The sequence below is a fragment of the Natrialba hulunbeirensis JCM 10989 genome, assembly GCF_000337575.1.
GTDB lineage: Archaea > Halobacteriota > Halobacteria > Halobacteriales > Natrialbaceae > Natrialba > Natrialba hulunbeirensis.
Map to the genome: position 1 here is coordinate 67,316 of NZ_AOIM01000037.1, position 12,430 is coordinate 79,745.

The following is a 12,430-nucleotide window of genomic DNA, read 5'->3' on the forward strand; positions in this document are numbered from 1 at the left end:
TGTCTGCCCATCGCCGGCCAGGGGTTTTTCGGGCGGCATCCAGACTTTTCCGGCGGGACGGACGGGCGGGTTTCGGTGAGTACTAGACGCTGGGTCGAGAAGCGACGACTGAATCCACATGTGGCCCTGGGGACACCTCGCCGTCGCGTACCTGCTCTACACTGCGTACACGCACACCCAGTTTGACCGCTCGCCACGGGGGCTCCCACTCCTCGCACTCGCGATTGGGTCACAGTTTCCCGATCTGATAGATAAGCCGCTTGCGTGGTCAGTAGACGTTCTTCCTGGCGGCCGAACGCTTGGCCACTCACTGCTGGTTGCGGCGCTTTTGATTCCGGCCGTTCTGCTCGTTGCTGACCGACTTGATCGACGAGATGTCGGCATTGCGTTCCTCATCGGGCACGTCTCGCATCTCGTTGCAGATATCCCACCGTCGGTGCTTCGCGGCGACCTCTCGGGAACCGAGTACCTTCTCTGGCCGGTCGTCGAACAGCCACCCGAAGATCCGGTCGACGGGCTGTTCGACGCCATCCTCAACTACTACGCACTCGGTCCCTACGAATGGGTCCAGTTCGGCCTGTTCGCCGCCGCCATCCTCGTCTGGTACCGCGACGGCGCGCCCGGACTGGCGACCGTTCGCACGTCGATTCGTCGTCGTGTCGGAAGCGACTCCTGACCTGTCACTCACTGTCGCTCCCCCCGAGCAGTAGCCAGCGTAGTCGGCGATACCCCACCCAGCGCGACTGCAACCGCCACTCACAAACCGTGGCTGCTATCCCGCTCCCCAGCATCCACACCACCATGCGCCAGTTCGTCTTCGTCGCTCACGACGTTCCACTCGATGCCGACTTCTCACTCGACGACCTCGCCGGTGGCGCCGGCCGACTCGACGCTCTTTGCCGGTCGATCACCGCCTCGTTCGTCACCTCCCACGGCATCCGCGAGGACGTCCGCGTCCACGTCGTCGTACAGAATACCGTCACCATCACCTTCACCGGCTCCGAACTCCGCCGACTCAACCCCGACGAGCGAAGCACCGCCGCCCTCGTCCGCAGCGCCCTCGAACACCGCGAGGAAGCGATCGGTGCACTTCCCGCCGAACCCAACCCCGGCATCGAGGTCTACCGTCGCGGCTTCGAGGCGACACTCGAGACAGTCGATGCCGACGGCCCCCTCGTTCAACTCCACGACGATGGGACACCGATCACCGACTGTGAGCCGGGGGTACTCGAGTCCGGCGTGTTCGTTCTCTCGGATCACCATGATTTCACGAGCGAAGAGGAAGCGCTGCTCGAAGACCGGGTTGACAAGCGGCTTCGGGTTGGGCCGACAGTGTTGCATGCGGATCAGGCGGTGACGGTGGTGCACCACTATCTGGATACGGTGGGCTACGAGACGTTCTGAGTTTTTGAGTGCTGGACCTATACCTATACTCGACGTAGCGGGGCTGTGTGTGCTGTATGCGAGCGATACTCGTCTGTCTGGGGTCGATTTTCGGAAGGGTTAAACAATCTGCTGTGCTCATTTCTCCTGCGGGCCGGTGGGGTAGCCTGGTATCCTTCGGCCTTCGGGTGGCCGTAACCGCAGTTCGAATCTGCGCCGGCCCACTGGATATAAACCCCTTTTCCCGCATCTCTTGACAGTTAGCGGCCGCTTTTCGGGGTGGTCTGCATGACGGTCGCACCGTGGCCGTCGGTCGACCATTCGACCTGCGAACACTGCGGTGCCCATGTCACCGATCGGTTCCGGCGTGTCTTCGGTGACGATCGCAACCGAGCCCACCGCTGCGGAGAGTGTGATTCGTACGCTCGACTGAGCCGCGGCTCCGCTGCTGGCGTCGACGTGCCGGTGCCAGATCCAGAAAGGGTATCGACGAGAGCAGTGACGTTCGAGGTCGACACCGAAGTTACTGCCAACCGGGAGTAGATACTGCTATTCGTTCTGTACGTCGCTTGCCCAGTCGGGCGTCTCCAAGTTGACATCGTCTGTCTCGAATTCGTACGTGATTTCCATCGTTGTCGATTCCTCATTGCTTGCCGTCGTCAACAGGTAGTTGAGATACGTAAGACGGTGTAATTCCGTTTGCTCCCACGAGACATCTACCGATCTGACTGCTTGGGTCTCTGGATCAGCTTCAATACTTCCTGACGTATCTGTGATTCTAGAACTAGTCTGTTCTACCCACACGTCTTGAAGGCCATACGTGTCGCTATCTCCATCTTGGTCAGTCTGTTCATAGGGGATGAATCTCAGATTCCCGAGTATGAATTCCGTACTACTTTCGAGATCGTTTGATTCGCTATGGGTACTGCCCGTGAGAACGATACCCGCATTCTCATCTCCTTCTTGCGCTGTCTGCAGTATTTCTACGTCATCATCGTCTCTATGCGTCTCTAGCCAGTTGTCTACTTCAGTTTCGTCATCGAACGCTCTTCGAATGTATACTTCTCCGTCTGAGCTCGGTTGATACTGTTCTACTGTCGTCCAGCCCCAGTCAGCCACTTTGTACCGCTCATTGTTGTCCGTCACTACACCGTCGATGTCGTACTCGGTTCGACCGTCAGCGATAATGCTACTAGTAACACGATACTCATCGGCTTCTTCGAACGAAAATTGTTGTGCCGGAGACTCCTCAGAGTAGGGGTCGTACGTTGAGAACGGATAGACGACAGACAAGACGAGAACCAAGCAAAGCGCCGCCAAAATCCCGATAACGATGCTAGCAGAGCGCCAATTCATATATCACTGTTATCTAATCCTATGAAAAATCTATCGCAGTTAGCGTGAGATATTAGATTCTATCACCTATTGGGATTTTTGCCTGCTGGGTTCCGCGACGATCGCCACCACCGTGCCACCGTAGTAGCGGGAGATTGCATGACCGAACCATCTTGTCCTGGAGGATCGTCAGCCCCGGTCGCCCGTGTGGTCGGTAGACGACGAAACAGTACCAGCCGTCGTGCCGGCGTAGTTTCTCGTGGTACTCGCGGTAGACCTTCCAGTTTCGGGCTGCCCGTTCGAATGCTCGTGCATCGTCGATTTGATCTCGACTGGCGTGCCGTTGCCGAACCTGGCGTCGTGCCACGAGCTGCGCTCGAGTTCGAACCGTCGCTTTTGTCGCCATGCGTTTCTCGACTGGCGTGCCGAAGTGGTTCGCTCGCTTCGAGCGATTCACGCACACCACGTGTCGCGCGCCGATGTATACAACACACCTCCGATGTTGGGGAGTCGTGGGCGCACATATGCCCTGTCGACGGCACTCTTCCATCGTCTAGGCGGCGACGCGTTTTCACATCTTCCTCAGGATTGTGTCGTCGTCCTTGCTATCTCCCTCGGGTGTCTCCCCAACTAGTTGGCTTTATCTTACGTGTGGAAGTTCTAGTCGTCGGCGGGATGCCCTCGAGTGGTCGCGGACGGACGCCGACGATTTGCATCCGAAACGCGGTCGGCGAGGACCGCGGATTCAACGATCTTAATTAGGAATAGTTAAAGTCGAAATCTTCGCTGCCAACTTGTGTTCGAGTAGCGTCTTCCTCAAGCTCAGCAACTGCAGTTACCGTTCCATCGATAGCATTGTCAGTTTCTGCTGCTTCAAGATGAACATCAGCACCATCATCCTCATCACCAATTCGGACTGTATCACCCACACTGAGACCGGTCAATTCACTTTCACCACTATTGATTTCACCTGATTCCAGACCCTGGATATCAACATGATCTGCATTGCCGAGCGATGTCACTTCGACCTGAATATGTTGATCACTTTCGTCAACATCAATCGTTACGCCTGCTTGTGCTTCTTGGCCCACACTACCACCGAGATCTAAGACGAATGCTGCAATAACTGCTGCAAGAATGACAGTAATTGTAACCATTAGAATAACTCCTATAACAGGAGAAACAGCACGCTCGTCCTTGTTGCCGACTAGTTTCTTGGTAAACACCATTGTTTAGAAGTCCCAGTCCTCGCTGCTAACCTGTGTCTCTGTACCATCCGCGTCAATCACAGCAACGGCGGAGATCGTCCCTGCCGAATTCAGGTCATCCGGGCTACTTTCGGATAGGGTAACAGTGTCTCCAACAGTCATCCCGCTAATGTCTGAGTCGCCTTCAGACGTGTCACTCCCGAAGTCACTGGATTTGAGGTCGACATGATCTGCATTCCCTAGAGACATTACCTCTATTTGCACTTCGTTATTTTCTTCATCTACTTCAATTGTCACACCCGCCTGGGCTTCCTGACCAACGCTGTCACCAAGGTCCAGAACGAACGCAGCGATCACAGCCGCAAGAATGACTGTAATTGCAACCATTAGGATGACGCCAATAACGGGCGATACTGCACGCTCTTCTTCGTTGCCTAGTAGTTTGGCTCTGTATTTTGTAAGATCCATTGTTGGATTCGTTTTCGTTCAGCACCCCAAACGGTGAGAAGACGTATTCCGGGGTCCGTGGAAGGACCGAGTGACGCTCGAGGGGGATTAGGCATCGAATCCTCGGCGTCGTCTTCTCGTCGCGTTTCGGTGCTTGTCGCAAGCACTGGAAGATCAGTATATATAACCAATAGATAGTGAACCATTTCGGGTACACATCAAGGAGCACATGGTTTTCAGATCTGATAATCAAGGGAGTGCAGAGCACCTACAGCACCCCCTTGAACCGACGCCATCTTGCATTCTCAGATTTGAGAGTGACAACGGCAAGAATTTTGCCAGTCTCGTGTGACCCGCACCTATGGACTGGGATGACCCAGTGATCGACGAGCGCGACCTTGCGCGCACCTACGATGGCGGTGCGTATGCAGATCCGTGGTCCGGCGTGCTCGACTACCGGGCTGTCATGCGCTACGCGAGTCAGCACCCGGACAAGGGCTCGTACGTGATCTCGAACGCGCAAGAGATTCCACGTGGGCGCGTTCGCGGATGGGTCGACGATAGTGGAATGCCAGACACCGCTCGCGGAATCGAAACCGCTCGCGAGCTGGGCTGGCTTGATGCAACCTACCGCGACGATGCCTTTCTCGCGCTGAACACACTCGTCGCGAACGTCTTTTCTGGCGGTTCGATTGCAACCGAGACGTCCGCACCATCGTCGCACTGCTACATCGCGACCACCGGTCCCGCGTAATCGACGCGTTGAGATAGCCGTCCTCGGGTACGAGCTCCACACCGCCAGTAGTTTCTGAAGGTAATTGTTAACACGCACGATCATGTTTGTGATTGTGTATGTCAGCAACACGTGATGGAAACGGTGACGAAGAATCGCAGACGCGAGGGCGGGGAACGACGCGACGACGAGTACTTCAGACAGCTGTTGCGACCGGAGCGATAGCGGGGGCAACAATACCAGCCGCTGCCGACGCCGACTCGATCGATGCCGAACCGACGTTCGAGGACGGTCGCGCACAGCCGGTCTTCGCCGACGATGACGTGATCCGCGAGAGCTACTGGGTCGAAACGTCGCTCGACACCGACGGAACCGGTGAGCCGGACCGCGTGCACGTCGAAATCGCGCGGCCAGCCTCGACGGTGACTACTGATCTCCAGCTGCCGGTCGTCATCCAACCGAGTCCGTACTACGGGCCGGACCAGCCGGCCTGGGGATACTCTCCGAACGAGGAACTATACGAGCCCGACAAACCGGGGCGTGACCTCGATGGCGGCCCAGAAGATCGGTCACGGGAGGTGTACGACGACTATTCGGATCTCGCCGAGTTCACCGGCGGTGAGACGCCCCAGATCGGTCCGTCGGCCTTCGAAGACGAACTGCTCCAGTGTGGCTTCATCTGGGCCTATCCAGCCTCGATCGGCACGGAACAGTCGACTGGCTGTCCCGACGTCGGCGGTGAGACCGAAATCGAGGGGATCAGAACCGTCGTCGACTGGCTCAACGGGCGAGCAGATGCCTACGACGCACGAGAGGGTGGCCAGGCGGTCGAGGCGGACTGGACGACCGGTAGCGCCGGGATGATGGGCATCTCGTACAACGGCACGCTCGCAAACGGCGTCGCCGCGACCGGCGTCGATGGTCTGGAGGCGATCGTCCCCATCGTCGCGATTTCAAACTGGTACGATTACTATCGCGCGAACGGCCACGTCGCGTCGAGTCTGGACATGGGTGGCCTGTTCGACTACATCATGAGCCGTGAGAATGGCGATCTCTGTGAGCCCGCCAGAGATCTCGTCGAGAACGGGCAAGATCGGACAACAGGCAACTACAACGATTGGTGGCACGAGCGTAACTACCTCCCGGATGTTGAGAACATCGATTGCGGCGTGCTCATCTGTCACGGGCTCTATGACTTCAACGTCGAAACCTCGAACGCCTCGAAACTGGTCGAACAGCTCAGAGAGCACGACAAGCCCTACCGGATGTGGCTTCACCAGGGTGGCCACTCCGACCCACTCAGCCGCGGTGTCGACGAAGATGCCTGGGTCGACCTCCTCAACCGCTGGTACACCTACTGGCTGTTCGACGTCGAAAACGACGTGATGGACGAGCCGCCGATCACGGTCGAACGAGAGGACGGCTCGCTGGCCGCCGAAGCCGACTGGCCACACCCCGATACCGAGCACGTCGACCTTTCGTTCGCACCCGGCGGCCAGACGAAAGGCGGATTGACACTCGAGTCCCCTACCGGGCCGCCGGTGACGGAGTCGCTGGTCGACGACCCCGATATCTTCATCCAGACGCACGCGAATGCCGACGAGTCCGACAATCGGCTCGTCTACACGACCGAACCGCTATCTGAAGACGTGCGACTCAGCGGGACTGTGATTCCGGACCTGACGCTGTCGTTCGACGAACCGGCCGCGAACGTGACGGCGTTGCTGGTTGAGTACGACGAAGATGGCGAGGCTGAGATCGTCAATCGGGGTTGGATGAACCCGCAGAATCGGAAGTCGGTGAGCGAGACGTTCGCGTTGCACCCGCCGGGACGGCCGTACCACGTCGAATTCAACCTGCAGGCGGCCGATCGGGTCTTCGATGCGGGCTCCCGGCTCGGGATCGTGTTGTTGTCGACCGATCCCGGTCACGGAATGCTCCAGCCGCCGGAGACGCGCGTCGAAATCTCGCTCGATCTCTCGAAGAGTACGGTCCGTCTGCCGATCGTTGGTGGCGAGGACGCGGTGTCGGCGGCGCTCTCGGAGTGACCGGCCTGGTCGTCATTTCGATCACCTCGACGACTCGTCACGTGGGTTTTCCACGCGGGATGTGGTGTCTGGGTGTATGGATGATCGACGGGCGGATTCCGATCGTGGTCGTGGTCATGACGGTAACGGTGATCGTGACCGTGGCCATGACCGTGACGATAACCGAGATCAGGAACCGGAGGGCGAAAGCGAAGCCAACGACAATCGCGATGCAGGATCCGACGCCGAGGGAGACCGAACACCGACACACACACGAACAGCCTTTGATGTCGACGCCGAGACCGAACTCACCTACGAAACGGTTGCGGAGTCGCCACTCAAACGCTGGCTCTTACTCGATGGCAACCGACTCCTGATTGCCGGTCTGCTCGCGGCTGGGCTCTACGCCGCCGTGATCGTGCTGCAGGTGGGTGGGCTCATCGATATCACAAACGCGGATACGGTCGTTTCCCTCTACAGCGCTCTCGTCGGCGGGACACTCCCATTCATCACGATCGTCCTGGCGATCAACCAGCTCGTCCTCTCACAGGAACTGGGCTGGCCGAACGAACTCACTGAACGCTTCGAGAAGATGACCGACTTCCAGCACCGCGTGGAGGCTGTGACTGGTATCTCTGTTAGCCCCTCCTCTCCGGCAGCGTTCCTCCGACTCGTCGTCGACGCCACGGTCGAGCGCGGCCGGCGACTTCCCGACTCGCTCTCCGACGACGCGACGGCCCACCAGCGCGAGGAAATCGCTCGCTTCGTCGAGACACTCGAGTCCGATGGCGAAACAGTCTCAGATGCATTGGCCGATGCGGAGTTTGGGACCTTCGAAGCGCTCTCCGCCGTGCTCGGCCACCATCAGGGAAACTACTACCACGCGGCGCGGTTGTTTCACGAGGAGTGGGATGAGTCCTTCACAGAAACGGCGCCACTCGAGGAACTGATCGAGCTACTCGAGTTGCTCGCGATTGCGCGCCAAACGTTCAAGACGCTGTATGTCCAGCACGAACTGGCGATTCTGTCGCGGCTGTTGCTGTACGTTGGGTTTCCGACGCTGGTTGGTGGAGGACTGTTGCTCGTCTCGTATCCGACGTTGGTGACACTGATCTCGACGCCGGCAGTCTTGCTCGCGGTTGCTGCGGGTGGTGTGGTGCTCGTCTTCCTGCCGTTCGTGGTCCTGTTGAGCTATGCGCTGCGGATTGCGACTATTGCGGCACGTACTGCGGACTTCGGTCCGTTCGTGCCGCAGTCGTCGCCGTAGGCGACTGCCGTGATCGCATCAGACAGTAGTTATATTAGAGGGCGAGTCGATTGTGGGGTGTTGGCATATGTCAGAAGGAGAGTTCAAGCTGATTAGCGAACAGATCGGGCCGCTTTCGGCGATTGCGTTGCTAATCGGGACGGCGCTGGGGATGAGCATTTTTATCGTGCCGACGCAAATGGCGGCGGTGGCTGGGCCGAGTATCTCGATTGCGATCGTGCTCTCGATCGTCCCGATGGTGCTGGGCGTCCTCTTGTTGTTGCAGTTGGGAGGGGCGATTCCAGTCGCGGGCGGGATCTACGTCTACGGCTCGCGGCTGGTCGGGCCTTACTGGGGATTTTTGAGCATCGTTGTGCCGGTGCTTGCCGTGTGGGCATATCTGCTGTTCGCTGCACTCGGATTTGCACAGTATCTCCCGGTCATCACCGGGGCGTTGCCGGTCGGCGACGTGCCGACACTGCCTGCGGTCTGGCTCTTGCTCGCAGCGTTTCTGGTGCTCAACTACGTCGGGATTCAGTTCGCCGCACGGGTCCAGATCGGTCTCGTTGCGGTGCTCATCACGGGAATGCTCGTCTTCATCGTCGGCGGGGCGATGGCGTTCGATCCTGGGAACCTGACGCCGATATTCCCGACCGGATCCGGTGAACCGCTGGCGGACAGCTACGCACCGTTCTTCCTTGCGATCGTGCTTCTGTACATCCCGTTCCAGGGGTTCGCGATGATTATCGAAATCGGGGAGGAGTTGCGCGAGCCAGTCAAGAACATTCCGCGCGTGCTTGCGGTCGGCATGTCGCTCGTCGCGTTGCTCTCGGTCGGAGTCGTCGTAGCGCTGGTCGGGGCTGCCTCGTGGGAGAGCGCGATCGATCCAGCGACGGGTGAGGCAGTTGACGGCGGAATCGCCGCCGTCGGGACGGCGTTCCTGCCCGACTGGGCTGTCCTCGTCATCGGGATCGCAGCGCTGGTTGCGGCCGCGACGACGGTGAACACGCTGTTTACGTCCTACTCTCGAACCGTGATGCGAGCGGCTCGTGATGAGGTCGTTCCTTCGTTTTTCTCCGCCGTCCACGACCGATTCGAGACGCCTTACCGGGCGGTCGTCCTGCTCGGGATTCCACCGCTACTTGCAGCCCCGTTCATGGGCTGGTTCGACGCGGTCATCGCTGTCGACGTACTCGACTGGCTCGTTGTCGTCACCGTAACGGGTATCTTCATCTCGTTCATGGTCGGCGGCGTCGCGCTGTGGAACCTGCCACAGGAGTTCCCCAAACGGTACGAGTACTCGATCTACACGCTGCCGCTGCCGGTGCTCAAGGTCGTCGCAGTGGGGAACGTCGTCGTCTCGTTCGTGTTCATGCTGCTCGTCGCCGCCAGCGCCCCCTCGGCGCTCGCGTTCGTCCTCGTCTGGATCGTCCTCACCTCGGCCGCCTACGTCTACAGAATTCGCTCCTCGGCGCGGCGAGACGTCGACCTTCGCGCACGGATGTCGCTGTTGCATAAGCACGAATCGATCGGCGGTAGCGGTGGCAGTGGCAGTAGCAGTGGTGATAGCGATGCGAACACCGACGGCGGAACCAACACCGACGCTTGAGCGGACTGGCGTCCCCGTTTCGTAGTGGACCCAAGCGGTTCGCGTCTCTTCTCAAATTGAGAAACAACACCCTGTCTGAGCGAGGGTAACTCGAGTACGACTCCGAAAAGATGGCGTTCCAGCCGCGTCCCTATCGACACTCCGCCGTACCGATTGTCGGACCGCTGTGTGGCGTCCGGCCGCGCGAGAGGTAGGATGCGAGGTCGGTCGTCGTCACGATCCCGATGACGCCTTCGTCCTCGTCGACCACTGGGAGGTGGTGACAGCCGTGTTCGAGCATGGTGGCTGCAGCGTCGCGGATACTGTCCTGTGCGGAGGTGGTGACAACGTCTTCGGTCATGTAGCGTTCGACGGTCGTTTCGGCCTTCGGCTGGCTCTGGGCGACGATATCGACGAAGTCAGTCGTCGTCAGAATGCCGGCGAGGTGGTTGTTCGAATCGACGACGATCACCGATCCGATATCGTTCTCGCGCATGACCTGGCCGGCGGTTTCGACCAACGTGTCCCGTCGAACGGTGTGAAGTGACGTGGACATGATGCGGCCGACAAAGATGTCTTCCATAGTACTGCCTTCTCCTATAGGAACATAATACTTTGCTATGAGTTACCTACTAGCATGCAGTGTTGGTATGCGTATCAATTATCAGCCACCTCCAGCCTACAATTCACGCCCAGACCTATGATCCAGTGGTGAACCTTTACGCTCCCGTGAGTCACACCCATCGGTATGCGAATTAACGAGGCCGTCATCGACCGACTGGTTGCGAACGGGGTCGACACCCTGTTTGGCATTCCCGGCAAACAGACGCTACCGCTGAACGAAGCGATCAGCGAGCGCACGGACATCAACTTCGTCATGGCTCGCCACGAGACCGCCGTCTCCCACCAGGCGTGGGGGTACGCCGAAACGAGCGGCGGCCTGGCCGCGACCGTCGTCATCCCCGGTCCCGGAGACATGAACGCCATGAACGGGCTGAAGAACGCGCTCAACGACTGCACGCCGCTCGTCCACATGGCCGTCGAGACCGAACCCGAGATCCGCGGCGGCGACGGCATCCACGAAACGCCGCCGGACACCTACGACAACGTCGTCAAGGAGAACGTCACCGTTGAAACGCCCGAGAGCACGATCGCCGAACTCCAGCGCGCGATCGACATCGCGCTCACCGCGCCGATGGGACCCGTCCGCGTCGGCATTCCCAAGAACTTCCTCCCGATGGACGTGCCGCTCGCCGAACCCGGCGAAACCGAAACCCGCACCGTCGGTACTCCTGCAGAGGAGCGAATCGCCGAGGCCGCCGATCTCCTCGCCGGCGCCGAACACCCAATTATCATCGCCGGCGGCGGCGTCCGCGCCTCCGACGCGAGCGACGAACTCGCAGCTCTGGCCGAAACGCTCGACGCACCGGTGTTCCCGACCTACAAGGGCAAGGCCGTCCTCCCCGACGATCACGACCTCTTTGCGGGCGTGCTCTGTGGCGGCACCGGCAGCGCGGTCAAAGACCAGATCGCCGCCGCAGACGCGGCTCTCGGCGTCGGCACCGACCTCGACGCCGTCACGATGAAACACTGGGAGATCGACGTCCCGGACGACCTCGTCCACGTCACCCTGGACGCCAACGACATCGGCGTCGGCTACGACCCCGCGGTCGGCATCGTCGCAGACGCCGGCCGAACGATGGGTGCACTCGAGTCCGCCCTCGAAACTCGCTCGCTCGCCTCGGCGGATGGACACGAGCGCGCGCGGGAAACGCGCCAGGCCGTCGAAGACCGACTCGCGGAACTGGTCGCGGTCGACGAATCGCCGCTGCCGTCCCCGAGCGCGCTGTCGGCGATTCGGGATGCAGTGCCTCGAGAGGCAGTCGTCGCGGCCGACGCGGGCGGGTTCCGCCTCTGGTCGCTCGTGATGTTCGAGGCGTACGAGCCCCGGGATTACGTCAATCCGGGCTCGTGGGCGACGATGGGGTCGGGCGTACCCTCGGCTATCGGCGCGAAGGCGGCGAATCCGGACCAGGAGGTCGTCGCGCTCACCGGTGACGGCGGACTGATGATGTGCGTCCACGAGCTGCACACGCTGGCCGACGAGGACATAGATGTAACCGTGATCGTGCTCAACAACAGCGATTACGCGATCATCAGCGAGGAGGCCGAACGCAGCTACCGGATGGAGGCGAGCGAGTACGGCTGGCAGGAGGTCCCGCTCGACTTCGAGGCCATCGCGTCCGGGATGGGTCTCGAGACGATGCGTGCTGGCACGCCGGACGAGATTCGCGAGACGGTTGCTGCGGCGATCGAGAGCGAGGGGCCGACGCTAGTCGAGATTCCGACGGATCCACACGAACCGCAGGCAAGCGTCTGGATGTCGGACTGAACGACCGGCGTCTTGCCGGTCGGCCAGTTTCTCTGGCTTGCTAACCGTTATACCACGGGCAGACCGTGGTG

11 protein-coding genes, 1 tRNA gene and 2 pseudogenes are annotated in these 12,430 nt (G+C 59.9%); 9 read left to right on the forward strand and 5 right to left on the reverse strand.

The window, feature by feature from the left end; translation table 11 throughout:
- Positions 1-118: 118 nt before the first annotated feature.
- The 4 genes from C483_RS13825 (at position 119) to C483_RS20910 (ending at position 1,926) form a co-directional block, all read left to right on the forward strand.
- The gene (locus C483_RS13825) at positions 119-676 is read left to right on the forward strand and encodes a metal-dependent hydrolase (RefSeq protein ID WP_006653982.1); all 558 of its coding nucleotides are present in this window, start codon (positions 119-121) and stop codon (positions 674-676) included.
- A 125-nt stretch (positions 677-801) separates the two neighbouring features.
- Positions 802-1,404 carry a tRNA (pseudouridine(54)-N(1))-methyltransferase TrmY gene (gene trmY / locus C483_RS13830; RefSeq protein ID WP_006653983.1) on the forward strand — a complete coding sequence of 201 codons (603 nt, stop codon included), beginning with the start codon at positions 802-804 and terminating at the stop codon, positions 1,402-1,404.
- Between the two features lie 130 nt (positions 1,405-1,534).
- A tRNA-Pro gene (locus C483_RS13835) sits at positions 1,535-1,607 on the forward strand.
- A 55-nt stretch (positions 1,608-1,662) separates the two neighbouring features.
- Entirely contained in the window at positions 1,663-1,926 is a 264-nt protein-coding gene (locus C483_RS20910; RefSeq protein ID WP_083860435.1) for a DUF7563 family protein, read from the forward strand.
- Positions 1,927-1,932: 6 nt separating this feature from the next.
- Here C483_RS20910 and C483_RS13845 read toward each other — a convergent pair whose 3' ends face one another.
- The 4 genes and pseudogenes from C483_RS13845 to C483_RS13855 form a co-directional block, all read right to left on the reverse strand.
- Positions 1,933-2,739 (reverse strand): hypothetical protein, encoded by an 807-nt coding sequence (locus C483_RS13845; protein WP_006653985.1) that lies wholly within the window; start codon positions 2,737-2,739, stop codon positions 1,933-1,935.
- 52 nt (positions 2,740-2,791) lie between these two features.
- Positions 2,792-3,175 (reverse strand): annotated as a pseudogene (locus C483_RS20915) (hypothetical protein).
- A gap of 301 nt (positions 3,176-3,476) precedes the next feature.
- Positions 3,477-3,947, reverse strand: a complete 471-nt coding sequence (locus C483_RS19565) for a type IV pilin (RefSeq protein ID WP_083860436.1) — start codon at positions 3,945-3,947, stop codon at positions 3,477-3,479.
- Between the two features lie 3 nt (positions 3,948-3,950).
- The gene (locus C483_RS13855) at positions 3,951-4,394 is read right to left on the reverse strand and encodes a type IV pilin (protein ID WP_006653987.1); all 444 of its coding nucleotides are present in this window, start codon (positions 4,392-4,394) and stop codon (positions 3,951-3,953) included.
- A 340-nt stretch (positions 4,395-4,734) separates the two neighbouring features.
- Between C483_RS13855 and C483_RS13860 the strand changes: the two are divergent.
- The 4 genes and pseudogenes from C483_RS13860 to C483_RS13875 all read left to right on the forward strand — a co-directional run.
- Positions 4,735-5,138: pseudogene (locus tag C483_RS13860) on the forward strand (hypothetical protein); the annotation flags it as partial.
- Between the two features lie 87 nt (positions 5,139-5,225).
- Positions 5,226-7,154, forward strand: coding sequence for a CocE/NonD family hydrolase (locus C483_RS13865; RefSeq protein WP_006653989.1), 1,929 nt, complete (start codon positions 5,226-5,228; stop codon positions 7,152-7,154).
- 76 nt (positions 7,155-7,230) lie between these two features.
- Positions 7,231-8,400, forward strand: coding sequence for a hypothetical protein (locus C483_RS13870; RefSeq protein ID WP_006653990.1), 1,170 nt, complete (start codon positions 7,231-7,233; stop codon positions 8,398-8,400).
- A 67-nt stretch (positions 8,401-8,467) separates the two neighbouring features.
- Positions 8,468-9,988 (forward strand): APC family permease, encoded by a 1,521-nt coding sequence (locus C483_RS13875; protein WP_006653991.1) that lies wholly within the window; start codon positions 8,468-8,470, stop codon positions 9,986-9,988.
- Between the two features lie 130 nt (positions 9,989-10,118).
- Here the strand turns inward: C483_RS13875 and C483_RS13880 are convergent, their stop codons facing one another.
- The gene (locus tag C483_RS13880) at positions 10,119-10,550 is read right to left on the reverse strand and encodes a CBS domain-containing protein (protein ID WP_006653992.1); all 432 of its coding nucleotides are present in this window, start codon (positions 10,548-10,550) and stop codon (positions 10,119-10,121) included.
- Between the two features lie 165 nt (positions 10,551-10,715).
- Here C483_RS13880 and C483_RS13885 point away from each other — a divergent pair, with 165 nt between their 5' ends.
- On the forward strand, positions 10,716-12,359 hold the full coding sequence (locus C483_RS13885; protein ID WP_006653993.1) for a thiamine pyrophosphate-binding protein: 1,644 nt from the start codon (positions 10,716-10,718) through the stop codon (positions 12,357-12,359).
- Positions 12,360-12,430: the final 71 nt, after the last annotated feature.

What these genes read in the sequence shown, in the direction of transcription:
- C483_RS13825 (WP_006653982.1), top strand. Translation starts at nt 119, where the DNA reads ATGTGGCCCTGGGGACACCTCGCCGTCGCGTACCTGCTCTACACTGCG.
- C483_RS13865 (WP_006653989.1), top strand. Translation starts at nt 5,226, where the DNA reads ATGTCAGCAACACGTGATGGAAACGGTGACGAAGAATCGCAGACGCGA.
- C483_RS19565 (WP_083860436.1), bottom strand. Translation starts at nt 3,947, where the DNA reads ATGGTGTTTACCAAGAAACTAGTCGGCAACAAGGACGAGCGTGCTGTT.
- C483_RS13855 (WP_006653987.1), bottom strand. Translation starts at nt 4,394, where the DNA reads ATGGATCTTACAAAATACAGAGCCAAACTACTAGGCAACGAAGAAGAG.
- C483_RS13875 (WP_006653991.1), top strand. Translation starts at nt 8,468, where the DNA reads ATGTCAGAAGGAGAGTTCAAGCTGATTAGCGAACAGATCGGGCCGCTT.
- C483_RS13885 (WP_006653993.1), top strand. Translation starts at nt 10,716, where the DNA reads ATGCGAATTAACGAGGCCGTCATCGACCGACTGGTTGCGAACGGGGTC.
- C483_RS13880 (WP_006653992.1), bottom strand. Translation starts at nt 10,550, where the DNA reads ATGGAAGACATCTTTGTCGGCCGCATCATGTCCACGTCACTTCACACC.
- C483_RS13845 (WP_006653985.1), bottom strand. Translation starts at nt 2,739, where the DNA reads ATGAATTGGCGCTCTGCTAGCATCGTTATCGGGATTTTGGCGGCGCTT.
- trmY (WP_006653983.1), top strand. Translation starts at nt 802, where the DNA reads ATGCGCCAGTTCGTCTTCGTCGCTCACGACGTTCCACTCGATGCCGAC.
- C483_RS13870 (WP_006653990.1), top strand. Translation starts at nt 7,231, where the DNA reads ATGGATGATCGACGGGCGGATTCCGATCGTGGTCGTGGTCATGACGGT.